Origin of the sequence: Methylobacterium sp. Leaf466 (assembly GCF_001425565.1) — a bacterium.
GTDB lineage: Bacteria > Pseudomonadota > Alphaproteobacteria > Rhizobiales > Beijerinckiaceae > Methylobacterium.
Genome location: NZ_LMRC01000001.1, coordinates 127,575 through 149,902, shown reverse-complemented (window position 1 = coordinate 149,902; position 22,328 = coordinate 127,575). Strand labels below are relative to the sequence as shown.

Below are 22,328 nucleotides of genomic sequence, written 5' to 3'. Positions count from 1 at the left end.
TTCGACAACCGCCACCCCGCGATCCGGTTCGTCGCGGACCGATCGGACGCCTTTTTCTCGCCGTGGTGAGATGTCCTTAACCCCATTTCGCGGACACTCATCCGTCATCGGGTGTCGCGCGAGAGTCCCATGCCGATCGATCTCATGGCCGGAACAGCGACATCCGCCGTCGTAACCGCCTCGACGCCCGAACCGACGATCCTCGTGTTCGATTCCGGGCTCGGCGGTCTCACCGTGTTCGAGCAGGTGCGCCGGGTCCGTCCGGACGCCACCTATCTCTACGCCGCCGACGATGCCGCCTTTCCCTACGGCGGGCTGCCCGAGCCCGTCCTTGTGGCGCGGGTGCTGGCGGTGATGGACCGGCTCATCGGCCGCCATCGCCCCGACCTCGTGGTGGTGGCCTGCAACACCGCCTCGACGCTGGTGCTGCCGTCCCTGCGGGCGCGCTTCGGCACGCCCTTCGTCGGTGTGGTGCCGCCGATCAAGCCCGCCGCTGCGGCGACGCGCTCCGGCATGATCTCGTTGCTGGCGACCCCCGGCACCGTGGCACGGGCCTATACCCACGACCTCATCGCCACCTATGCCGGCGCCTGCGACGTCACCCTCGTCGGAGCTCCCAACCTCGCGAACTTCGCGGAGGCCGAACTCGCCGGCCAGCCCGTGGACGATACGGCGCTCGCCGCCGAAATCGCCCGCTGCTTCGTGACCGCCGCGGACGGGCGACGCACCGATGTCGTGTGCCTCGCCTGCACCCACTACCCGCTGCTGCTGGCGCGGTTCGAGCGACTGGCGCCATGGCCGGTGACCTGGATCGACCCCTCGCCGGCGATCGCCCGGCGCGTCCTCCAGCTTCTCGGGCCGGCCCCTCAGGACGCCGACCGGATGCGGATGCCGGTGCGGGCGATCTTCACCGGCGGCGGGAGCGTGACCACGCCCCTGCGCCATTCGCTCGCCAGCCGGGGCCTGCGGGAGGTGATGATCGACGCGATGCCGTTGTGCGTGAACGACGCGCCGGCGGATTGACCGGAGCCGGCTTCTGACCTAAGGACGCGACTGCAGCGGGGCTCCGACGAGGGGCCCCGTCGCGTTTTCTAGCGCACCCGTGAGCGGCTCTGTCCGCTCTGTCGTCCCGCCCGCGCCGTATGGCCGCTCGGGAAGAGGAGGGCGCGTTCCTCACCTCTATCTCACCCGCTGAGAGGAACCGCGATGTCGAAACGCATTCAGGCGAAGCACAAGCTCGATCGCCGCATGGGCCAGAACATCTGGGGCCGGCCCAAGAGCCCCGTCAACCGCCGCGAGTACGGCCCCGGCCAGCACGGCCAGCGCCGCAAGGGCAAGATGTCCGACTTCGGCACGCAGCTGCGCGCCAAGCAGAAGCTGAAGGGCTACTACGCCAACATCACCGAGAAGCAGTTCCGCCGCTACTACGCCGAGGCGATCCGCCTGCGTGGCGATTCGGGCGAGAACCTGATCGGTCTGCTCGAGCGCCGCCTCGACGCCGTCGTCTACCGCGCCAAGTTCGTTCCGACCCCGTTCGCGGCCCGTCAGTTCGTCAACCACGGCCACGTCAAGGTCAACGGGCAGCGGGTCAACATCGCCAGCTACCTCGTGAAGCCGGGCGACCTGATCGAGGTCAAGGATTCCTCCAAGCAGCTCGAAATCGTGGTCGTAGCGGTGCAGCTCGCCGAGCGCGACGTGCCCGACTACATCGAGGTGGATCACTCCAAGATGACCGCCCGCGTCACCCGCGTTCCCGGTCTCGGCGAGGTTCCCTACCCCGTCCAGATGGAACCCAACCTCGTGATCGAGTTCTACTCGCGCTGATCGCTCCGACAGCGACCTCGGGGTCGCCGGCGCACTCGAAGGAAAGGCCGCCCCTCGGGGCGGCCTTTCTCGTTTCCGCGACGGTCGCGTCCCGGCGGGGAGAAACGGCCTAACGGACGAGGGCCGGCCCAGCCTTGGGTGCCGCCTTCATCGTCCGCGCCGCATTCGCGGCGCTGGGCGGAAGCGCCGTGGCATTCGAAGGCGGCGCGCCGGGCGTCGCGACCGGGGCGGGGGAGGTCGCCTCCGAGGTGTCCTTCCCGAAGGCGTAGCCTGCATTCACACCGGCGTAGAAGCCCGTGAAGTCCTCGGCGCTTGCCGCCGGTTCGGCGAGGCTTGCCGCCGAGGCGACGAGGACGGCGGCGAAGGTCGAGACGCGCATGCCTTGGCTCACGGTGATCCTGAACGACGAACGGCGGCCTCGCGGCCGCCGTTCAATCCATCGTCGATAGATCCGACGGAATCGGGGCGAACCCCGACCCTAGGATAAAATCAATCGTCGACCTGGACGCTCTGGGCCTCGCGGCCCTTCTGTCCCTCGACAACACCCAGGACGACCTGCTGGCCTTCCGCGAGCGACTCGAGACCGGCCCGCGACAGGGCGGAGCGATGGACGAACACGTCCTTCCCACCGTCGTTGACGGACACGAAGCCGAAGCCCTTCGCCGGATCGTACCACTTGACCGTGCCGGTCATCTCGGTGGACGGGCCGCTGGCGAAACGTCCGCCACCGCCGCCACCACCGGGGCTGCCGTAGCGATCGCCGCCACCGCCGCCGTAACCGCCGCCGGCGCTGCCGTAGCGATCACCGCCGCCGAAACCGCCGGTCCGCGGCGGGCGAGCCTCGCGGGCCGGAGGGGCCGCCTCGGCCGTGGAGGTGTCGACGCTGGTCACGTCGGTGACCTGCGGGCCCTTCTGGCCCTGAGCGGTGTGAACCGTCAGGCGCGTTCCGGGGAGGAGGTCGGCATGGCCCGCGGCCTCGACGGCGCGGATGTGGAGGAAGGCGTCGCCCGAACCATCGGCGAGTTCGACGAAGCCGAAGCCCTTCTCCTTGTTGAACCACTTGACCGTCGCGTCACGCTCCGGTCCGGAGGGGGCTGCCGCCGCGCGCGACGGGCCACGGTCGAAACCGCCGCCGCCGAAGCCACCGCCGAAGCCACCGCTCGGGGGAGCCTGATCCGGCCACCGGGGCTCGGCTCCACCCTCATCGAAGCCGCGCTTCTGCGGCCCCCTGAAATCACGACCACGTCCCATCGAAAGCTCGCCAAAAACCGTCCGCCGTCCATTAGTCTCCGACACCGTGTGCGCGCCGTCCCAGACAGCCCACGCAGCACAGAATCGTCATCCCCGGCAGCGGTAACCAAGAATAACGCCCTAGTCCTGACCGAAAGCTGCCGCAATCGCAAGACGCATCTCGGCTTTCGCCATTCGGTTCCGCAACTTTCCGAGCAAGGCTCCCACTTTTTTGTCGCAGGCGACACCGGGAGGACTCGCCGGGCTCGGCTCGCTGGCTGAATGGGACGCAGGCGCGCCAGGGCGGTCCATGGCAATCGCCGCGTTGCATTAGGGAAGAAAAAAGGCCGTTCGCCGTAACGTCCCGCGCAAGCGCGCTTCGCGCCGGGATGCAAGCCGCCACGCGATGATCGCAACTCCGTCGTTTCCGGATCTCTCGGCCCTCGTCGTCGACGAGAGCCTGTACATCCGCCGAATCGTCCGGGACATGCTGATGCGGGTCGGCATCAAGCGTGTCCTGGAGGCGCCGGACGGCGCCGAAGCCCTCGGCGTGCTCGCCGAGAGCAAGCCCGACATCACCATCATCGATTGGGATCTGGCGATCCTGTCGGGCGAGGAGTTCATCCGCCTCGCCCGCACGCCGATGACGTCGCCCTCGCCGACGGTGCCGATCATCCTGATGCTGGCCCAGCCCCGCCGCAACGTCGTCGACCGGGCCATCGCCATCGGCGTCAACGAGATCATCGCCAAGCCGTTCTCGCCCAAGACGCTGTGGTCGCGCCTCGACGAGGTGATCAACCGGCCCCGCCCGTTCTCCCAGGTCAAGAGCCTGCTACGGCCGGTGCCGCGCATGACCGCCGCCGGCAAGGCCTGACCGGGCCCGCCTGCCGCTCGCCACCATCGCCCCGATGTGGTCAAAGGGCGGCGCATCCGGCGACCGTCCCACCGAACGAGCACCCATGATCCGTCGCCTGTACGAGTGGATCCTCGCCCTGGCGGGAAAACCCGCCGCTCCCTGGGCGCTGGGTGCGGTGTCGTTCGCGGAGAGTTCGTTCTTCCCGGTCCCGCCCGACGTGATGCTGGTGCCGATGGCGGTGAGCCGGCCGGACCGCATCTGGTTCTATGCCCTCGTCACCACCCTGGCCTCGGTGGCCGGCGGCCTGCTCGGCTACGCCATCGGCGCCCTGCTGTTCGATTCGATCGGACAGTGGCTGTTCAGGGTCTACGGGCTGTCGGACAAGGCGGCGACCTTCCAGGCCTCCTACGCGCATTACGGCCATTGGGTGATCCTGCTGAAGGGCCTCACCCCGATTCCGTTCAAGCTCGTGACCATCACGTCGGGCTTTGCCCATTACGATCTGTTCTGGTTCATGGTGCTGTCGCTGATCACCCGCGGCGCGCGGTTCTTCGTGCTCGCCGGCCTGCTCGGACGCTACGGCGTCCAGATCCGCGAGGTGCTCGATCGGCATCTCAACCTCGTCGCCGCCCTGGCCGTGGCGGCGATCGTCCTCGGGTTCGTCTTGTTCAAGGTTCTGCTGTGATGGATGACCGTGCTCTTCTCAGGCTGCGCCAGGCCGCCCTCGTCCTGGTGCTGGGCTCGGGTCTGACGCTCGCCGGAGCGTTCTACTTCGAGTTCGTCCTCGGCTACGCCCCATGCAAGCTCTGCCTCACCGAGCGCCTGCCCCATTACGCGGCGATCCCCCTCGGCCTCCTCGGCCTCGCGGCACCCGAGCGCGCGACGCGCCTCCTGCTCGGCCTCGCCGCCGCCGGCCTGCTCTACGGGGCCGGTCTCAGCGTCTACCATGCCGGCGCGGAGTGGGCGTTCTGGCCGGGTCCCTCCGATTGCGGCGGGGGAACGGGAGCCGCGCCCGCGGCCATCGGCGATTTCCTGAACGCCCTCGAAAAGACCCGCGTGGTGGATTGCTCGTCCGCCGCCTGGCGGCTCTTCGGGATCTCCCTGGCGGGCTGGAACGGGCTCGTCTCGTTCGTCCTCGCGTCGGTCGCGGGCACGGCGGCCCTGCGGCGCTAGAGCGCCCGACCGGCCGAGATGTCCGGTCCGGCGCTCTAGCTCCTTGTTTTTGCATAGGATTTTTCGAAAAGTGGGTCCACTTTCCGGTCCGATGCTCTCATCAGTTGCGGTCGTCGGGCGCGATCGGCAGGGGCGCCACGGCGATCCCTTCCTCGATGAGGTCGCGGGCCTCCTGCGGGCTCGCCTCGCCGTAGATCGGACGACTGTCGACCTCGCCGTAATGGATGCGGCGGGCTTCCTCCGGAAAGCGGTCGCCGACATCGTCGGCGGTCTTCACCACGTGCTCGCGGATGGCGCGCATCATCGCGCGCAAGCGCCGGTCCGGTTCCGCGCTCAGGGCGACCGGCCCGGACTGGGGTTGCATCGGGACCGCAGCCGCCGGAACTTCGGACGGTGGCGTCGCGCGGCCACCACGGGCGATCGCCGGCGCCATCATGCCCTTGCCGACCTCCGCCGACCCGCACAGCGGGCAGGTCACGAGCCCGCGCGCCACCTGCTCGTCGTAGGCCTCGCTCGACGGGAACCAGCTCTCGAAGCCGTGCCCGGCCTCGCAGGCGAGGGTGTAGCGGATCATGAGCGGGGCCTGCCCTCGGGGTCAGGCAGGGCGCCCGACCCTCTCCACCGTAAAGGGCCTGGCGTGTTCGAGGGTCGGGATGCGGGCCCGCGCGTCGGTCACGCGGGAAAGGTCGATCTCCGCCAGGATGACGCCGGGGGCGTCGTTGCCGGCATCGGCCAGCACCTTGCCCCACGGGTCGACGATCAGCGAATGCCCGTAGGTCTCGCGTCCGTCCTCGTGGCGGCCGCCCTGCGCGGCCGAGATCATGAACGATCCCGTCTCGATCGCGCGTGCTCGGTGCAGCACGTGCCAGTGGGCCTGCCCGGTCTGGCGGGTGAAGCAGGCGGGGGCCGTGAGGATCGTTGCACCGGCTTCCGCCAGGGCCCGATAGAGGGCGGGAAACCGCAGATCGTAACAGATGGCGAGGCCGATGGGTGCCCACGGCGTCTCGGCCACCACCGCGCAGGCGCCGCCGGTGTAGATCGCCGATTCCCGCCAGCGTTCGCCGTTGGGCAGGTCGACGTCGTAGAGATGGAGCTTATCGTAGGCGGCGGTGATGTCCCCCTGCGCGTCGATCAGGAAGGCGCGGTTGGCGACCTTGTCGCCGTTGAGGATCGCCAGCGACCCGATCTGCACCACGATGCCCAGGGTGCGGGCGGCCTCGCGGCAGGCGGCCAGGGTCTCGTCCTCGTCCTGCGGGCGCACCTTGGCGAAGAGGTTCTCGCGCCCGCGCTCCACCAGGGAGGTCATCTCCGGCGTCTGGACGAAATCGGCGCCGGCGGCCGCGGCTTCGCGCAGGCCGGCCACCACCGCGTCGCGATTGGCGGCGGGATCGCGCCCGGAGCGCATCTGGACGCAAGCGGCGGTGAAGCGAGTCTCGGACATCGGAGCGCTCATGCCGCGGACAAGAGGGGGTCGAGCTTGCCGGCCCGTTCGAGGGCGTGGAGATCGTCGCAGCCGCCGACGTGGGTGTCGCCGACGAAGATCTGTGGCACGCTGGTGCGCCCGCCGGCTCGTTGCATCATCGCCGCGCGGGCGCCCGCCGTCTTCTCCACGTCGATCTCGGTGAAAGCGACACTCTTGTCGCGCAGCAGCACCTTGGCGGCCGCGCAATAGGGACACCACGACGTCGTATAGATGGTCACCGGCTGCGACATGGGGCTGAACGATTCCGGGGCGATGCATCGGCGCGATGCGACCGTGAATTCGCCTTGTACGCGCCAATCGCCGTTGCCGAAAGCACCCGTCCGTCGGTGACCTGGCTCGCCGCCGGTGGAAGCAGAAACGAAAAAAGCCGCCCGGTCACGGGCGGCTTTGCTGCTCGGCCGGGCGGTGACGCCCGATCCGTCTACTTGATCTTGGATTCCTTGAACTCGACGTGCTTGCGCGCGACCGGGTCGTACTTCTTCATGGACAGCTTGTCGGTCTGCGTCCGCGAGTTCTTCTTGGTGACGTAAAAATAGCCCGTGTCCGCGGTGGAGACGAGGCGGATCTTGATGGTGACGGCCTTGGCCATGACGTGACGCTCCTGGAGATTGCGGCATTCCGCATGAGCGAAACGCAAAATGGCCGGGAGGGCCCGGCGGAATACGAGGCGGGAAATGCCCGATCAGGCGCCGCGCGTCAAGACGGGGCGCCGGGCCGGAGGCGCCACGTCACCAGGAGCGCATAGGCGAGAAACAGCCCGCACAGGGCATGGGCGAAGCCCTGGGGCGGCATCAGGTCCATACCGCCGCCGATGAGCGGCGGCCCCAGCATCAGGCCGACGTTGTAGAGCACGACGAAGGCGGCGTTGGCGCCCGCCAACTCCCGTCCCCTGACGCTGGCGCCGAGGTGGGCGAGACCGACCGTGTAGAGCGTCCCGGCGAGTCCCCCCCAGACGACGAGGAGGATGGCCAGGGCCGGGAACGAGGTCGATGCCAGCGGGATCAGCGCCGCACCGACGGCGCCGCCGATCGCCGAGGCGAGGAGCACGTAGCGACGGTCGAACCGGTCGGACAGCCAGCCGAACGGGATCTGGAACATCACGTTGCCCACCGCCATGAGGCTCACGAGGCCCGCCGCCATGGCCGGCTCGTATCCGATGCGAAGGCCGTAGAGGGGAAGGATCGCGAAGCCCCCAGTCTCCACCGCGCCGTAGACCAACGCCGCGAAGGTCGCGGCCGGGGCCAACCGAAGGTACGCGAGGAACGGCAGGCCCCGGCCCCGGTCCATATGCGGTGACAGGCCACGGGCGAGCACGAGCGGCGCCATGCCGAGCACGAACAGGCCCGCACCCGCGAGGTAGGGCGCGTAGCCCTCGGTGCCGAGGAGGGCGAGCAGCGTCGGCCCGATGGCGAAGCCCAGCGCCAGCACGGTGGCGTAGATGCCCATGACGAGCCCGCGGCGGGCCGGCGGTGCCGCCTCGTTGATCCAGAATTCGGAGAGGACGAACAGCACTCCGAGGCTCATCGAGAAGACGAAACGCAGGACGAACCACCAGCCGAGTTCCGGCAGCACCTTGAACCCCACCAGGGTCACCGCGCCGAGCGCGATGGCCAGGAGGAGCAGGCGCACGACGCCGACCCGCGCGGCCAGGCCCGGCACGAACGGCACCGTCACGATGCTGGCGAGACCCGCCACGGCGGTGTTGATGCCGATCATGGTGCTCGAGGCGCCCATCCGCGACATTTCGAGCGACAGGAGCGGGATCGACAGGCTCAGGCCGATGCCCACCACCGCGACGCAGGTGATCGCTGCCGCGATGGCCGCGAAGCGGTCGCGGTCGAGGCTGGGGGTCGGCGTTGTGTCGAGCATGGCAGAGAGATGGGGTCCGACCGGCGGGGGCGCACCCTCTGGGCCGGATCGGGCCCCGCCGCAACCTCGGCCCGGGCGCCCCTACCGCGCCGAGGCCTGCTTGGGCGGCGCCTGCGCCGGGGGAGGGGGCGCGGCGCGCTCCATCGTCTGGCCGTCGCGCAGGTCCACCGGCGGGCTCAGGACGATCTGCTCGGACCCGTCCAATCCCTCGCTCAGTTCGATGACGGTCCCGCGGTCGCGGCCGATCCTGATGCTGCGCCATTGCACCGTGCCGTCGTCGCGGGAGATCGCGACCTGCGGCCCGCGCTGGTTGAAGACCAGGGCCTCGGCCGGGATCGTCACCGACGGCGCGGTGCGGGGAATCTTGAGCGTCACGTAGACGTAAAGCCCGGCGCGCAGGGCGCCGTCGCGGTTGGCCACGTCGACCTGCGTCGTCAGGGTGCGCGAAGCCGTGAGCAGGGCGACCGAGCTGCGCTCCACCACCCCCGAGAAGGTCCGGTCGGGCATCTGCGGCACCTTGATGGCGGCGGCGACCCCGGGCTGGACGCCGATGGCCACGGCTTGCGGCACGTTGACCGAAATGCGCAGGATGTCGTCGCGGTCCATGGTCAGGAGGGCCGTGCCGGTGCCGTCCGCATGGACGAGGTCGCCGACGTCGACGCTGCGGGTGGTGACGACGCCGTCGAAGGGCGCGGTGACGTCCTTGAAGCCGGCGAGCGCCTTGAGCCGGTTCACGGTGGCGAGCTGCGCCTTGATGTTGGCCTCGGCCACCTTCACCCCGGCCTGGGCCGAGGCGAGGGTCGCGCCCTGGCTCAGGACCGTGGCCTGGGAGTTGTCGGCGTTCTGCTTCGAGGCCCAGCCCTGGCCTGCGAGCGTCGAGGTGCGGTCGTTGGTGGCGTTGGCGAGGTTCACGTTCGCCTTGGCCTGATCGACCAGGGCCTTGGCCTGGAGGAGTTGCGCTTCCTGCTGGCCCACCTGCGCCTCCGCCTGGGCCAGCTGCTGGTCGAGGTCGGGGGCTGCGATGCGCAGGAGGACGTCGCCCTGCTTGACGCGGGAGCCGATGTCGACTCTGCGCTCGGCGATGTAGCCGGTGGCACGGGCAAAGAGGGCCGCCCTGGCGAAGGCGTCGGTCTGCCCCGGCAGCGTCAGCTCGATCGGCTTGTCGGTCCGCTGGACGGAGGCTGTGCGCAGCTTGGGCACGAAGGAATTGATCTTGCGCTGCGTCTCGGCGGCCGCGGCGCGCTGCTGCCACTGGCCGTATCCGCCCCAGCCGAGCAGGCCGATGGCCGCCAGCGCCACAAGGACGAAGGGCGTCTTGCGCGGTGGCGGCGGGATGTCGCCGGGGTCGCGCTTGTGGCTATGCCCCGTCACGAGCGTCCCGCCCCCATCGTCGCCGGCCTCATGCGTAATCCTCCAGCGGCCGCACTTCGGCCCGACGCAGCACCGTGTAGAGGAACGGCACGAACAGCAGCGTCGCGGGCGTCCCCAGCGCGATGCCGCCCATCACGGCGCGTGCCACGGCGGCGTTCTGTTCCGCGCCCTCGCCGTGGCCGAGCGCCATCGGGATGAGCCCGAGGAACATCGCGCCGGCGGTCATCAGCACCGGCCTCAGCCGAGTCTCCCCGGCCAGGATCGCCGCCTCCAGGGCACTGCATCCGGTGGCCTCGCGGTGTTCCTTGGCGAAGGTGACGAGCAGGATCGAGTTCGCGGACGCGATGCCCACCGACATGATCGCCCCGAACAGTGACGGAATCGAGAAGGTGGTGCCGGTGATGAACAGGCTTGCGACGATACCGCAGAAGGCGAGCGGCAGGGCGGCCAGCACCACGAAGGGATCGCCCCAGCTCTGGAAGTTGACCGCCATCAGGAGATAGACCGCCACCAGCGCGATCGAGAGCCCGATTCCCATGCGGAAGAAGGCCGATTGCATGTTCTCGATCTGGCCACGCACGGTGATCTTGTCGGGCGCCGGCAGGGTCTTCTGCTCCTCCTCCACGATCTTGCGGATCTCGCGCGCCACCGAGCCGAGGTCCGAATCCTGGACGGCGGCGTAGATGTTGAAGGTCGGCTGCGTGTTGACGTGGTTGATGACCGTTTGCGAGCCCTCGCGGCGCATCGTCGAGATGCTGGACAGGAGGGTGAGCACGCCGGGCGCGTCGCCGTTGGCGGCGACCTGGAGGGGCGTGTTCTGCAGGGCGGTGAGGGAATCGTTGCGGTACTCGGGGGTCTGGACCCAGAGCTGATAGGGGATGCCGGTCTTGGGGTCGGTCCAGAAGTTCGGCGTCACCTGGAAGGAGCCCGACAGGGAGACGTTGAGGGCCTGGCCGACCTGCTGCTGGGTGAGGCCGATCTCGGCGGCGAGCTGCCGGTCGACATCCACGAAGAACTGCGGCGTGCCGACAATCTGGTGCAGGCGCACGTCCACCGCGCCGCGGGTCTCCTTGAGACGCCGGACGATGGCCTGGGCCGCCGCGAGATCCTTCTCGGTGTTGCGGCCGGAGACCTGGATGTCGATCTGCGCGATGGTCCCGAAGTTGAGGATCTGCGTGATGATGTCGGAGGGCTGGAAGTAGGCCACCACGTCGGGGAAACGCTCCCGCAGGACCTCGCGCAGGCGCTTGGTGTACTCCGCCACCGGGCCGTGGCCCTTCTTGAGGTTGATGAGCATCTGGCCGTCGTTGTAGGCGACGAAGGATCCGTCAGAGAACGCGAAGTTGTAGTTGTTGGCCGGCAGGCCGAGGTTGATCAGGATCTGGTCGACCTCGCCTTCGGGGACGACCTCGCGCACCGTCGCCTCGACCGCCGCGAAGACCTGTTCGGCCGCCTCGATGCGCATGCCCGGGCGGGTGCGCAAGTGCAGCGTCATCTGGCTCGATTCGACCTGCGGGAAGTAGTCCTGGCCCACGACCGTGAAGAGGCCGGCGGTGCCGGCGAACAGGGCCGCGACCACCGCCAGCGTCGCGACCCGCCGGGCAAGCACGACGTGCAGCAGCCCGATGTAGCCGCGATGGAAGCGGGCGAACCAGGCCTCGAACCCCTGGCGGAAGCGACCGGCCAGGCGCAGGAGCGGGCCGAACGCGAAGCCGAGCGCCCTCGCGATTCGGCCCTGGCGCGGTAGGTCGCCCGCCTGCCCGTAGCGCTCGGCGTATTCGCGCGCCACCAGCACGTCGATGAGCACCGGCACGAGGGTCCGCGACAGCACGTAGGAGGTCAGCATCGCGAAGACGACCGCCAGCGCCTGGGGCGTGAACAGGTACTTGGGCGTATCGGCGAGCGCGAAGACCGAGACGAAGGCGACGCAGATCGACAGCGTCGAGATCAGCGCGGGCTTGGCGATGCCGGCCGCCCCCTCCACCACCGACTTACGGAAGGGTTCGCCCTCCTCGAACATCCGGTGGGTGTTCTCGATGGCCACCGTGGCGTCGTCGACGAGGATGCCGACGGCGAGCGCGAGCCCGCCCAGGGTCATGACGTTGATGGTCTCGCCCAGCGACGCCAGGATGGCGAGGGAGGTCAGGATCGAGAGCGGGATCGAGACCAGGACGACCAGGGTCGAGCGCCAGGAGCCGAGGAACAGGAGGATCGTCAGGCCGGTGAGGCTGGCCGCGATCACCGCCTCGTGGATCACGCCCTCGATCGCCGCTGAGACGAAGACCGACTGGTCGAACAATTCGCGCAGGGACATGCCCTCGGGGGCGGCCGCGCGGATGTCGGGCAGGGCCTTCTTGACGTTGTTGACGACATCCAGCGTCGAGGCGGTGCCGTTCTTGAAGACCCGCATCAGCACCGATTGGGCGCCGTCGGCCCGCACGACGTTGACCTGCGGCGGCCCGCCGTCGCGCACGAAAGCGACATCGCGCACCAGCACCGGCTGGCCCGACACCACCTTGATCGGGATGAGGTTGAGGGCGTCGATGGTATCGGGCGAGGCGTTGAGCTGGATCGGGTACTGCTGCTCGCCGATCTTGGCGAGGCCGGAGGGGATCGTGAGGTTCTGCGCGGTGATCGCGTTGGTGACGTCGACCGCGGTGAGACCGAGCGCCTGGAGCGCCTGCAGGTCGAGGTCGACCATCACCTGGCGCGGGGCGCCGCCGAAGGGGGAGGGCAGGGTCGAGCCCGGCACCTGGGTCAGGCGCTGGCGGATGCGGAACTGCGCGTAGTCGTTGACCTTGTTCAGACTGTCCTTGTCCGAGGTCAGCGACAGCTGGATCACCGGCACGGTGGAGGCCGAGAACCGTAGGACGATGGGTGGCTGCACCCCGGGCGGCATCGTCGAGCGGATGGAGTTCATCGCCGAGACGACCTGCGCGATGGCCAGATCGATGCTCACCGCCTGATCGAAGTACACCTTCTGGATCGCCGTACCCTGAAGGGTGGTCGATTCCATCCGGGCGATGTTGTTGACGTTGTTGGAGAGCGAAAACTCGGCGTAGGTGGTGATCCGCCGTTCCATCTCCGATGTGGAGAGGCCGTTGTAGGTCCACACCACCACCACCACCGGAATGTCGACGGTGGGTAGAACGTCCTTGGGCGCGACCACGACCGCCGCGGCCCCGCCGAGCATCATCAGCACGGCCAGGACGTAGATCGTGATGCGGAACTTCAGGGCGTACTGGACGAGGCCCATGGTATCCTCAGGGATCGCACGAGGGTCGGTGTTCGCATGGGAGCCCCGCCGATACAGCCCTGACGCGAGGTCGCAGGGGATGGACTATCACGTCATGGTTGTTCTTGCGCAAGCGAAATACCTGCACGTGAATAACCTATGGATACAAAATAAAAAATGATCCGAGATCGATAATACGGCGTGGTGTGCTCTGGCTGCCGTCGTCGTTTCAACGCACTTCGGTATATCGGTGGCGCAGGCGTGAGCACGATGTGCTGTGCAGTCCGCGTTCAACCCCCGTGCCGCGATGCGATCGTATTCCTCACGTCTTGTCCTCGCGATAGGGATTGCCTTGTCGTCGCTCGACGTTTCTCTCGCCCTGGCCGGCCCGAACCGGAAGCCGGAAGCGGGACAGGGGACATCGTCGGCCCAGAAGGGTGACGCCGCCGCCGGCGGTGAGAAGGACGTCGACACCGAGCACCTCTTCGGCTTCACGGAGGGTGCCGACGCGGGCGAGAAGGGCCAGCAGGAGGTCGTCGTCGACACCGTCGGCCGCATCGGCAAGCGGCGCTCCGATGCTGGCCCGTCGACGTACCGCGCCTTCAATACCCGCCTTGGATACCAGTTCGACCCCATCGATCGGCTGAGCATCGAGGTCAGCGCCTTCGGCGACGTGCGGCGGGTGCGCAATATCCTGGACCTCGACGACAAGTCCGCCGGTAGCTTCGACGGCGTCGGGATCGACGTGAAGTATCAGCTCCTCAAAGGCTCGGCCGACCAGCCCGTTGGGGTCGCCCTCGAAGTGAGGCCGCGCTTCGCCCGGGTCCTGCCGATCGAGGGCCGGGGCGCGGACATCTTCGATATCGAGACCCTGCTCGCCCTCGACGTGCAGATCGTGCCCAAGAAACTCTGGTACGGGACCAATGTCAGTTTCGAGCCGGCGGTGGGACGGGAGCGCGGCACGAAGGACGGGTACCGTTCGTCGACCTTCCTGTGGTCCAATGCCCTGGTCGGGGAGGTCGCCCCCGACACGTTCCTCGGACCGGAGGTCCGGTACCTGCGCGGCTACGAGGGTGCCTTCCTCAACCGCCTGGAGAGCGAGGCCGTCACCGTCGGCCCGGCCCTCCACCATCGCTTCACCGAGAAGGCCTGGGTGACGCTGGCCTACGCGGCGCAGGTGTGGGGCCGCGACACCGACCCCGGCCTGAAGGGACGCGCATCGGGCCTGAACCAGTTCGAACGGCACAACCTGCGCATCAAGTTCGGAATGGAGTTCTGACTGCCGTCGCCTCGTCAGCAGCAGCGGAACCCGCCCGTGTTGCCGACGCCGAAGCGGGCGTTCTCCCGGTTGCGGAAGAACTCCTTCTGCGTCATCGGCGCCATGTCGGGGTGGGTGCGCCTGATGTGGGCGGCATAGGATTCGTAGTCGCCCTGGCCGACCATCAGGCGGGCGCCGTCGCAGACGCATTTCGAGAACGTCTTGAGCCGCTCCCGCAATTCGGACGAGGACAGTGCCATGGCCTCACTCCGCCGCTGCCGGGGCGGGCCCGGTCTCGAGGGCGGTCCAGCGGTCGGCGCGGTAGGCCTTGACGCAGGCCATGATGCCGAAGCTCACGATGGCGATGACGAGGCCGACGAACATCACCGCCAGCACCGCGTCGATCCGGTCGTTGAAGATGATCTGGTTCATTTGGTCGACGGTCTTGGCCGGCGCCAGCAGCTTGCCCTCCTGGAGGGCGGCGCTGAAGCGGTCGGCGTGGGCCAGGAAGCCGATGCGCGGATCGGCCGAGAAGATCTTCTGCCAGCCTGCGGTCAGGGTGCAGAGGCACAGCCAGGCCGTGGGCACGATGGTGATGATCGCGTAGCGGTGACGCTTCATCTTGAAGATCACCACGGTGGCGAGGGTGAGCGCCACGGCGGCCAGCATCTGGTTCGAGATGCCGAACAGCGGCCACAGGGTGTTGATGCCGCCGAGCGGATCGGTGACGCCCTGGTAGAGGAAGTAGCCCCAGGCCGCGACGCAGAGCGCGGTGGCCAGGATGCTCGGGACCCAGGCGGTGGTGTCCTTGAAGCGCGGCGAGGCGAGGCCGAGGAGATCCTGCAGCATGAAGCGCCCGGCCCGGGTGCCGGCGTCCACCGCGGTGAGGATGAACAGGGCCTCGAACAGGATCGCGAAATGGTACCAGAAGGCCATCATCGCCTTGCCGCCGATGGCCGAGGAGATGATGTGGGCCATGCCCACCGCCAGGGTCGGAGCGCCGCCGGCCCGCGAGACGATGGAGGTCTCGCCGACGTCCTTGGCGGTCTGGGAGATCGTCTCGGGCGTGATCGGGAAGCCGAGGGCGGTCACCGCCGCGGCCGCGCTCTCGGAGGTCGTGCCGACCAGGGCCGTGGGGGCGTTCATCGTGAAGTATACGCCCGGGTCGATCACCGAAGCCGAGACCAGGGCCATCACCGCGACGAAGCTCTCCATGAGCATGCCGCCGTAGCCGATGAAGCGCACGTCGCGCTCGTTCTCGATGAGTTTCGGGGTGGTGCCCGACGAGATCAGGGCGTGGAAGCCGGAGACCGCGCCGCAGGCGATGGTGATGAACAGGAACGGGAACAGCTGGCCGGACCAGACCGGGCCGGTGCCGTCCACGAACTTCGTCACCGCCGGCATCTGGAGCTGGGGCGCCACCCAGGCGATGCCGAGGGCGAGACCGACGATGGTGCCGATCTTGAGGAAGGTGGAGAGGTAGTCGCGCGGCGCCAGCAGCAGCCACACGGGGAGGATCGAGGCGAAGAAGCCGTAGCCGATCAACATCCAGCACAGCTGCGGGCCGGTGAAGGTGAAGGCCGGGCCCCAGGTCGGGTGCTCGGCGACGCTGCCGCCGTAGACGATGGCGAGCATGAGCAGCACGAAGCCGATGATCGAGACCTCGCCGACCTTGCCCGGCCGGATGAAGCGCGAATAGACGCCCATCAGGAGCGCGATCGGGATCGTCGCCATGACGGTGAAGGTGCCCCAGGGGCTGCCGGCCAGCGCCTTGACGACGATGAGGGCCAGCACGGCGAGCAGGATCACCATGATCAGGAAGGTGCCGAACAGGGCGATGATCCCCGGAACCAGACCGAGCTCGGCCCGGATCAACTCTCCGAGCGAGCGCCCGTCGCGGCGCATCGAGACGAACAGGATCATCGCGTCCTGCACCGCGCCGGCGAACACGACGCCGGCCAGGATCCAGAGGAGGCCGGGCAGGTAGCCCATCTGCGCGGCAAGCACCGGACCGACCAGGGGACCCGCTCCGGCAATGGCCGCGAAATGGTGACCGAACAGGACGTTGCGGTTGGTCGGGACGTAATCGAGCCCGTCGTTGAGGCGATAGGCCGGCGTCTGGCGCCGGGGGTCGAGCCGCATCACGTGCTCGGCGATGTAGAGCGAGTAGTAGCGGTAGGCGATCAGGTAGACGCAGACCGCCGCCACCACGATCCACAGGGCGTTGATCGTCTCGCCGCGGGTGGTCGCCACCACGGCCAGCGCGGCCGCGCCCAGCGCGCCGACGAGGGCCCACGGCCCGTGTTTCCCGATCGCACCCATCGACGTCCCGCTCCGGCGACCCGTCTCGCCAGCGGGCCGTGAAGCGGCGTTGTCGCCCACATTCGTAGGGAAGACCAGACGTCCCGGACACAGGTCGCGACAGCCGGTCCGTCGTTGTCAGTCCGAGACGATCACCCGGTTCGGCAGTTCGTCGCCATCGCCAGGCGCCGCCGGCAGATCGGTGGCGAGAATGACGCCGACCCGTTCCACGGCGGCCGCGAGGCCCGCTCCGAGGGTGCCGCGGCCGGCCGCGGAGGACAGGTCCGCCACCACGCCGTGCCACGTTCCCGGCGGTACGGCGATGCCGGTATCGGCGACGATCTCGGCATGCCGCTCGGCCAGGGAGACGTAGAGGAGGACGCCGGTCCGGGCCCGTGTCGCAGCCAGCCCACGGGTCCGGAACTCCCGCATCGCCGCCTCGCGCACCCGTCCCCGACGGATGGCGCGCGGCATGATCCACAGGCGTACACGTTCGTCGAAGGTGGCGAGCAGGATCGCAAGGGCGACGCCGACCTGGACCAGGGCGATCGAGGAGGCACTGAGGGCGGTGAAGGCGATCAGCGGCCACGGCACGCAAAGGGCACCGAGCAAGGCGAGCGCCGGAGCCAACGAGCGATAGAGGCCGGCGCGGGCGCAGAGCATCACGACGATCTCGCCGCTGGTGGCGGCCTCGGCCCGTGCGATCGCCTCGGCGATGCAACGCCGGTCGGTCTCCGAGAGGGGGGCTCGAAGGGGGGTATGCCGGCTACCAGTCACCCGAAGCCCCTCCACCGCCGGACGACCCGCCGCCACCCGAGAAGCCGCCGCCCGAGAATCCCCCGCCTCCGGAGAAGCCGCCGCTCCAGCCGCCCGAGGACGGCGTCGGGAAGATCATGATCCCGCCGGGGCCGCGCCCTCGCGGTCCGCCGGGGCGGTTGTTCATGCGCCAGACCACGAAGACGATCCCGAGGATGAGAACGATCCAGAACACGACATCGCCGGCACCCACCGTATCATCGCGGACCTGCGGAGCGCGGCGCTGCCACTGCTCGGCGTCGCCGCTCAGGATCGAGAGCATGGCGTCGACGCCCGCCTCGATGCCGCCGGCAAAATCGCCCTGCTTGAACTTGGGTGTGATCGCGGTGGCGATGATGACCTTGGAGAGCGCGTCCGTCAGCGCCCCCTCGAGGCCGTATCCGACCTCGATGCGGACCTTGCGGTCGTTGGGTGCCACGATGAGGAGAGCGCCGTTGTCGGTCTTGACCTGTCCGATCTTCCAGTTTCGGAACAAGCGGTTGGCGTAATCCTCCACGGTGAGCCCGTCGAGGCCGGCCACCGTGGCGACCACGACCTGATCGGAGGTCTTGTCCTCGTAGGCCTTGAGCTTGGCCTCGATGCCGGCCTTGGCCTCCGGTGCGAGGATGCCGGCGGCGTCCACGACCCGGCCGGAGAGGGCGGGGAAATTGGGCCCGGGGGCCTGCGCGGAACCGGGGGCCTGCGCGGAACCGAGGGAGCCGACGAACAGGACGCCGATCAGCGCCAGGACCGGCGCGAGCCCGACCCGGATCCCCTGCCGCGTGAAGCCGCGCATCGGCGCGCTAGAACTTCACGGACGGCGGCTTGTCGGCGTTCGGGGTCGCCGCGAAAGTCTCCATGGGCTTGGACTCCGGGTAGAACCAGGAAGCGATCCAGCGTCCGGGAATGGTGCGGATCTCGGTGTTGTAGGCCTGGACCGCGCCGATGTAGTCGCGTCGCGCGACCGCGATGCGGTTCTCGGTGCCCTCCAGCTGCGACTGCAGCGCGAGGAAGTTCTGGTTCGACTTGATGTCGGGATAGCGCTCCACGGTCACGAGCAGGCGGCCCAGGGCGCCCGAAAGCTGGTTCTGCGCATCCTGGAATTCCTTGAACTTGGCGGGGTCGCTGATCGTGGAGGCATCCACCTTGACGCTCGAGGCCTTGGCCCGCGCCTCGGTGACGCCGACGAGGACGTCCTTTTCCTGCTGCGCGTAGCCCTTCACGGTCTCGACGAGGTTCGGGATCAGGTCGGCACGGCGCTGGTACTGGTTCTGGACCTCGCTCCAGGAGGATTTCGCGCTCTCCTCCAGGGTCGGAACCCGGTTGATCGCACCGCAGCCCGAGAGGCCCGTCGCGAGCGTGAAGAGGGCCAGAACGGCGCAGACCCGCGCCAGCGGCGAACGCCCGCTCGTCGAACGGAACGGGCGGGAAAGACCGAGCGCGCCTGGACGCATGGATGACACTCCTACGAGGCGCTGCGGCGCCGCCGTCATCACAGATGGGGCTGCGGCGGCCCGCCGCAACCGTTCGATCCCGGAAACCTCGACCGGTTGACAATCGCAGGCCGTTCGGTGCGCTGTGCCGGCCATGGATGAGACGCCTCCATCTCCGAAGGCCGAGAAGCCGCGGGTCGCCATCGTCTACTGTACGCAGTGCCAATGGCTGTTGCGGGCGGCCTGGATGGCGCAGGAACTCCTGTCGACCTTTCGCGACGAAATCGGCGAGGTCGCCCTGGTCCCGGCATCGGGCGGCGCCTTCGTCATCACCTGCGCCGGCGAGCCGATCTGGGACCGGACGACAGACGGCGGCTTTCCCGACGTCAAGACGCTCAAGCAGAGGGTGCGCGACCGCCTCGCACCGGGGCGAGACCTCGGCCATGTCGACAGGGCCGCTCGGGCTCCCGGAACTCAAGGGGAAGCGCCGGGAGACCGACCATGACCTCGGGTGCCGATCCCTCGGCCACCCCGCCCTTCGTGCCGCCCCGGCGGCGCTGGACGCGGGCGGCGTTGGGCGAAACCGCCGAGCGGGTCCGCCGGCGGGGATTCTCGACGCAGGTCTACCTCATCCTGCTGGTGATCGCCCTGATCGGGCCGGGCCTGCTGTTCACCGCAATCCTGCTGGTGCGATACGCCGCCACCGAACGGGCGCGTTTCGAGCAGGATGCTCGGGAGAACGTGCGCAGCATCGCCCTCTCGGTCGACCGCGACACCGCCGGCCTCGTCTCGGTCCTGCAGACGTTGGCGACCTCGCAGCGCCTGCGCGACGGCAACTTCGACAGCTTCGACGCGCAGGCGCGGCTCGTGCGCGACGCCGTCGGCCTCGAGATCCTACTGCGCCGGCCCGATGGGCAGCAGGTCGTCAACACCGCCGTACGCCGCGGCGCGCCGATGCCGTCGAGCGCCCTGCCGTTCGACCGGGAGGTCGCCGCCGGCAGCCAACGCGCCGTTGTCTCGGGCGTGATCCCGGGGCCGATGCCCGGCGAGGCGACCTATGCCGTGGCGGTGCCCGTGCACAACGAGGGCGAGATCGGGTTCATTCTCAGTTTCGCCGTGCCCGCCGGGCGTCTTCAATCCATCATCGCCCGCGAAGCCGTCGAGGGCTGGATGACCGGCATCTCGGACCGCGAAGGCATCGTCCTCGCGCGCATTCCGGATCCGGCATCCATCGTCGGGCGCGCCCGCCTGTCCACGCTGCGCCAGAACCAGACCGAGACCCCCGGGGTGTGGGAGGGCAAGGATCGGCGCATGAAGCCCGTCACCGTCGTCGAGGCGCGCTCGCGCCTCACCGGCTGGAATGTCAGCACCGTGATCCCCCAGGCCCTGGTGGAGGCGCGCCTGCGCAACTGGATCTGGGCCTTCGGGGGGTTCGGCCTCCTCGTGCTGGCGACCTCCTCGATCCTGGCCGTCCACCTGTGGTCGCGGGTGGCGCGCCCGTTGAGGCGGCTCGCCGCCACCGGGCCGGCGCTGGCCCGCGGCGAGGCGATCCCGCGCATCACCTCCCCGATCCAGGAGATCCGCCGCCTCGGCGACGTGCTGGCGGATGCCTCGCTGCGCCTGCGCACCCGCGAAGACGAACGCGACCGCGCCCTCGCCGAGACCCAGCGGGGCCTCAGCGCACTGAAGGAGAGCGAGGCCCGCTTCCGTCACATGGCGGATTCGGCCCCGGCCCTGATCTGGATGACCGACGAGCGGGCCGAGATCAATTTCGCCAACATGCATTTCGACCACCTGTTCGGGCAGCCCGCCTCCGCCCTGAGCGAGGAGGGCTGGAACCGGATCGTCCATCCCGACGACCAGCCCGGCTTCGCGGCACTGTTCTCGGAGGCCTTCGCGAGCCGGCAACCGTTCCGGGCCGAGGTCCGGGTGCTCGACCGCGACGGCATCGTGCGCTGGCTGCGCTGCGAGGGCGTGCCGCGCCTCGACGATACCGGCGCCTTCCTCGGCTACACCGGCTGCAACGTCGACATCACCGACGCCAAGAGGGCCGAGGAGCACCTCCTCCTCCTGATCCACGAATTGAACCACCGGGTGAAGAACACCCTGGCGACGGTGCAGTCGATCGCCACGCAGTCCCTGCGCCGCCTCGACGGCCCGGAGGCCTCGGCCGCCCGGGAGGCTTTCGAGGCGCGCCTCTTGGCGTTGGCGCGGGTCCACGACGTCCTGACCCGCGAGAACTGGGACGGGGCCGAACTGCGCGCCGTCGTGGCGGATGCGATCGCGCCGCTGCATGCCGGCGACGGACAGAGGGCCCGCTTCGTCGTCGACGGCCCCACCCTGCGCCTGCCGCCGCGGCTGGCCCTCTCCATCGCCATGGCCCTGCACGAACTCGGGACCAACGCCGTCAAATACGGGGCGCTCTCCAACGAGCAGGGCACGGTGTCGATCACCTGGACCGTCGACCGCCATCCCGAGACCCGCCTGAACCTGCGCTGGGCGGAGAGCGGCGGCCCGCCCGTCGCGCCGCCGACCCGCACCGGCTTCGGCTCGCGCCTGATCGAACGCAGCCTCGCGCGCGAACTGGCGGGCGATGTGCAACTCACCTTCGCGCAGGGCGGGGTCGTCTGCTCGATCGTCGTGCCGATCCCGCCGCCCACCGCCATGGACCGGCGCATGCGCGGCCTGCCGCTTCCCACGGAGACGCCGCTGCCGCTCTCGGCTTGACCGACGGTCGTACCGATCGGGCAGTCCCGCCGCCTCGAGGCGCGAACGATTTCGCGCGAGACGTGCGGTTCGGCGGGAACGGAGAGAAAGCTTGACCGTTCACGGTGCGATGCCTGCCCGACGCAGGGATCGCGACGAGACCTGCGACCCACCAAACGCCGAACAGCGTGAAACGTCGGCGCGCCGACGCGAACTTGCACGGGCCGGGCTGGACCCGACCACCCGCTAGACGATCCTTTCTTCGATCCGGGCTCAAGGAATGCCGATGCCGATCAAGTTTGTTCTCGCTGCCGCCCTCGCGCTCGCCCTCACCGGGGGCGCCGAGGCGCAGGGGCTGGTTCGTGGCGCCGAACAGGGCGCTGCCGCGGGCCGGGCCACCGGCGGCCCCATCGGGGAGATCGTCGGCGGCGCCATCGGCGCCGCGGCCGGTACCGTCAACGGCATCCTCGGCATCGACGATCGGCCCCGCTTCCGCACCTATGTGCAGGGCGAGCGCCGGAGATCGTATGTCTACGATGGCGACGTCAGGGTGGGCACCGTCCTGCCGTCCGATGGCGTGAGCTACTACGACGTCCCCGACGACTACGGTGCGCGCGGCTATCGCTACACCATCGTCAACGACCGCACCGTCCTCGTGGAGCGCGGCTCCGGCCGCATCGTCGACGTCATCGACTGACGCCGACCGGCTCCCGCGGTCTCAACCGGGGCCGCGGGCGCTCACAGGGGAGGGCGATGTGCCACCGGGCCGGAGCCTTTCCAGTCCGTCGCAGCCG

At 69.1% G+C, this 22,328-nt stretch carries 23 protein-coding genes; 9 read left to right on the top strand and 14 right to left on the bottom strand.

Features of this window, described 5'->3' with window-relative positions; genetic code table 11:
* Positions 1-129: 129 nt before the first annotated feature.
* Entirely contained in the window at positions 130-1,023 is an 894-nt protein-coding gene (murI, locus tag ASG59_RS00630; protein ID WP_056406393.1) for a glutamate racemase, read from the top strand.
* A gap of 183 nt (positions 1,024-1,206) precedes the next feature.
* Positions 1,207-1,824 (top strand): 30S ribosomal protein S4, encoded by a 618-nt coding sequence (gene rpsD / locus ASG59_RS00625; RefSeq protein WP_055883823.1) that lies wholly within the window; start codon positions 1,207-1,209, stop codon positions 1,822-1,824.
* Positions 1,825-1,933: 109 nt separating this feature from the next.
* Here the strand turns inward: rpsD and ASG59_RS00620 are convergent, their stop codons facing one another.
* Together ASG59_RS00620 and ASG59_RS21370 are read right to left on the bottom strand one after the other, a co-directional pair.
* Positions 1,934-2,215 (bottom strand): hypothetical protein, encoded by a 282-nt coding sequence (locus ASG59_RS00620; RefSeq protein ID WP_244475584.1) that lies wholly within the window; start codon positions 2,213-2,215, stop codon positions 1,934-1,936.
* A 98-nt stretch (positions 2,216-2,313) separates the two neighbouring features.
* Positions 2,314-3,075 carry a cold shock domain-containing protein gene (locus ASG59_RS21370; protein WP_056406389.1) on the bottom strand — a complete coding sequence of 254 codons (762 nt, stop codon included), beginning with the start codon at positions 3,073-3,075 and terminating at the stop codon, positions 2,314-2,316.
* A gap of 385 nt (positions 3,076-3,460) precedes the next feature.
* Here ASG59_RS21370 and ASG59_RS00610 point away from each other — a divergent pair, with 385 nt between their 5' ends.
* The 3 genes from ASG59_RS00610 (at position 3,461) to ASG59_RS00600 (ending at position 5,083) form a co-directional block, all read left to right on the top strand.
* Positions 3,461-3,928: a response regulator gene (locus tag ASG59_RS00610; protein WP_055883813.1), complete on the top strand. Its 468-nt coding sequence runs from the start codon at positions 3,461-3,463 to the stop codon at positions 3,926-3,928.
* 85 nt (positions 3,929-4,013) lie between these two features.
* The gene (locus tag ASG59_RS00605) at positions 4,014-4,595 is read left to right on the top strand and encodes a YqaA family protein (RefSeq protein WP_056284952.1); all 582 of its coding nucleotides are present in this window, start codon (positions 4,014-4,016) and stop codon (positions 4,593-4,595) included.
* The gene (locus tag ASG59_RS00600) at positions 4,595-5,083 is read left to right on the top strand and encodes a disulfide bond formation protein B (protein WP_056406686.1); all 489 of its coding nucleotides are present in this window, start codon (positions 4,595-4,597) and stop codon (positions 5,081-5,083) included. The genes ASG59_RS00605 and ASG59_RS00600 overlap by 1 nt, the downstream gene beginning before the upstream one ends.
* A 100-nt stretch (positions 5,084-5,183) precedes the next feature.
* Here ASG59_RS00600 and ASG59_RS00595 read toward each other — a convergent pair whose 3' ends face one another.
* The 7 genes from ASG59_RS00595 to ASG59_RS00565 all read right to left on the bottom strand — a co-directional run bounded on the left by ASG59_RS00595 (position 5,184) and on the right by ASG59_RS00565 (position 13,062).
* Positions 5,184-5,657 carry a DUF1178 family protein gene (locus ASG59_RS00595; RefSeq protein WP_056406387.1) on the bottom strand — a complete coding sequence of 158 codons (474 nt, stop codon included), beginning with the start codon at positions 5,655-5,657 and terminating at the stop codon, positions 5,184-5,186.
* A 21-nt stretch (positions 5,658-5,678) separates the two neighbouring features.
* On the bottom strand, positions 5,679-6,524 hold the full coding sequence (locus ASG59_RS00590) for a carbon-nitrogen hydrolase family protein (protein ID WP_082494579.1): 846 nt from the start codon (positions 6,522-6,524) through the stop codon (positions 5,679-5,681).
* An 8-nt stretch (positions 6,525-6,532) separates the two neighbouring features.
* Entirely contained in the window at positions 6,533-6,796 is a 264-nt protein-coding gene (gene grxC / locus ASG59_RS00585; RefSeq protein WP_055883795.1) for a glutaredoxin 3, read from the bottom strand.
* 191 nt (positions 6,797-6,987) lie between these two features.
* Entirely contained in the window at positions 6,988-7,155 is a 168-nt protein-coding gene (gene rpmG, locus ASG59_RS00580; RefSeq protein WP_055883792.1) for a 50S ribosomal protein L33, read from the bottom strand.
* A 107-nt stretch (positions 7,156-7,262) separates the two neighbouring features.
* Positions 7,263-8,435, bottom strand: coding sequence for an MFS transporter (locus ASG59_RS00575; protein WP_056284964.1), 1,173 nt, complete (start codon positions 8,433-8,435; stop codon positions 7,263-7,265).
* Positions 8,436-8,516: 81 nt separating this feature from the next.
* Positions 8,517-9,806 (bottom strand): efflux RND transporter periplasmic adaptor subunit, encoded by a 1,290-nt coding sequence (locus ASG59_RS00570; protein WP_056406385.1) that lies wholly within the window; start codon positions 9,804-9,806, stop codon positions 8,517-8,519.
* A 28-nt stretch (positions 9,807-9,834) separates the two neighbouring features.
* The gene (locus ASG59_RS00565; protein WP_056406383.1) at positions 9,835-13,062 is read right to left on the bottom strand and encodes an efflux RND transporter permease subunit; all 3,228 of its coding nucleotides are present in this window, start codon (positions 13,060-13,062) and stop codon (positions 9,835-9,837) included.
* 331 nt (positions 13,063-13,393) lie between these two features.
* On the opposite strand from ASG59_RS00565, the gene ASG59_RS00560 reads away from it, so the two are divergent.
* Positions 13,394-14,320 (top strand): hypothetical protein, encoded by a 927-nt coding sequence (locus tag ASG59_RS00560; RefSeq protein WP_244475583.1) that lies wholly within the window; start codon positions 13,394-13,396, stop codon positions 14,318-14,320.
* A 14-nt stretch (positions 14,321-14,334) separates the two neighbouring features.
* On the opposite strand, the gene ASG59_RS00555 is transcribed toward ASG59_RS00560, so the two are convergent.
* From ASG59_RS00555 to ASG59_RS00535, 5 genes are all read right to left on the bottom strand, one after another.
* The gene (locus tag ASG59_RS00555; RefSeq protein WP_055883778.1) at positions 14,335-14,559 is read right to left on the bottom strand and encodes a YbdD/YjiX family protein; all 225 of its coding nucleotides are present in this window, start codon (positions 14,557-14,559) and stop codon (positions 14,335-14,337) included.
* Positions 14,560-14,563: 4 nt separating this feature from the next.
* Complete coding sequence (locus tag ASG59_RS00550; protein WP_056406380.1) at positions 14,564-16,621, bottom strand: carbon starvation CstA family protein; 2,058 nt, start codon at positions 16,619-16,621, stop codon at positions 14,564-14,566.
* Positions 16,622-16,738: 117 nt separating this feature from the next.
* Positions 16,739-17,377: a hypothetical protein gene (locus ASG59_RS00545; RefSeq protein WP_055884671.1), complete on the bottom strand. Its 639-nt coding sequence runs from the start codon at positions 17,375-17,377 to the stop codon at positions 16,739-16,741.
* Complete coding sequence (locus ASG59_RS00540; protein WP_082528556.1) at positions 17,367-18,191, bottom strand: TPM domain-containing protein; 825 nt, start codon at positions 18,189-18,191, stop codon at positions 17,367-17,369. Before ASG59_RS00540 ends, ASG59_RS00545 begins: the two co-directional genes overlap by 11 nt.
* Before the next feature lie 7 nt (positions 18,192-18,198).
* The gene (locus tag ASG59_RS00535; protein ID WP_056406379.1) at positions 18,199-18,849 is read right to left on the bottom strand and encodes a LemA family protein; all 651 of its coding nucleotides are present in this window, start codon (positions 18,847-18,849) and stop codon (positions 18,199-18,201) included.
* Between the two features lie 133 nt (positions 18,850-18,982).
* Here ASG59_RS00535 and ASG59_RS00530 point away from each other — a divergent pair, with 133 nt between their 5' ends.
* From ASG59_RS00530 to ASG59_RS00520, 3 genes are all read left to right on the top strand, one after another.
* The gene (locus ASG59_RS00530; RefSeq protein WP_056285205.1) at positions 18,983-19,333 is read left to right on the top strand and encodes a SelT/SelW/SelH family protein; all 351 of its coding nucleotides are present in this window, start codon (positions 18,983-18,985) and stop codon (positions 19,331-19,333) included.
* On the top strand, positions 19,330-21,555 hold the full coding sequence (locus tag ASG59_RS00525; RefSeq protein WP_082528555.1) for an HWE histidine kinase domain-containing protein: 2,226 nt from the start codon (positions 19,330-19,332) through the stop codon (positions 21,553-21,555). Before ASG59_RS00530 ends, ASG59_RS00525 begins: the two co-directional genes overlap by 4 nt.
* Before the next feature lie 265 nt (positions 21,556-21,820).
* Entirely contained in the window at positions 21,821-22,231 is a 411-nt protein-coding gene (locus ASG59_RS00520; protein WP_056285209.1) for a DUF1236 domain-containing protein, read from the top strand.
* Positions 22,232-22,328: the final 97 nt, after the last annotated feature.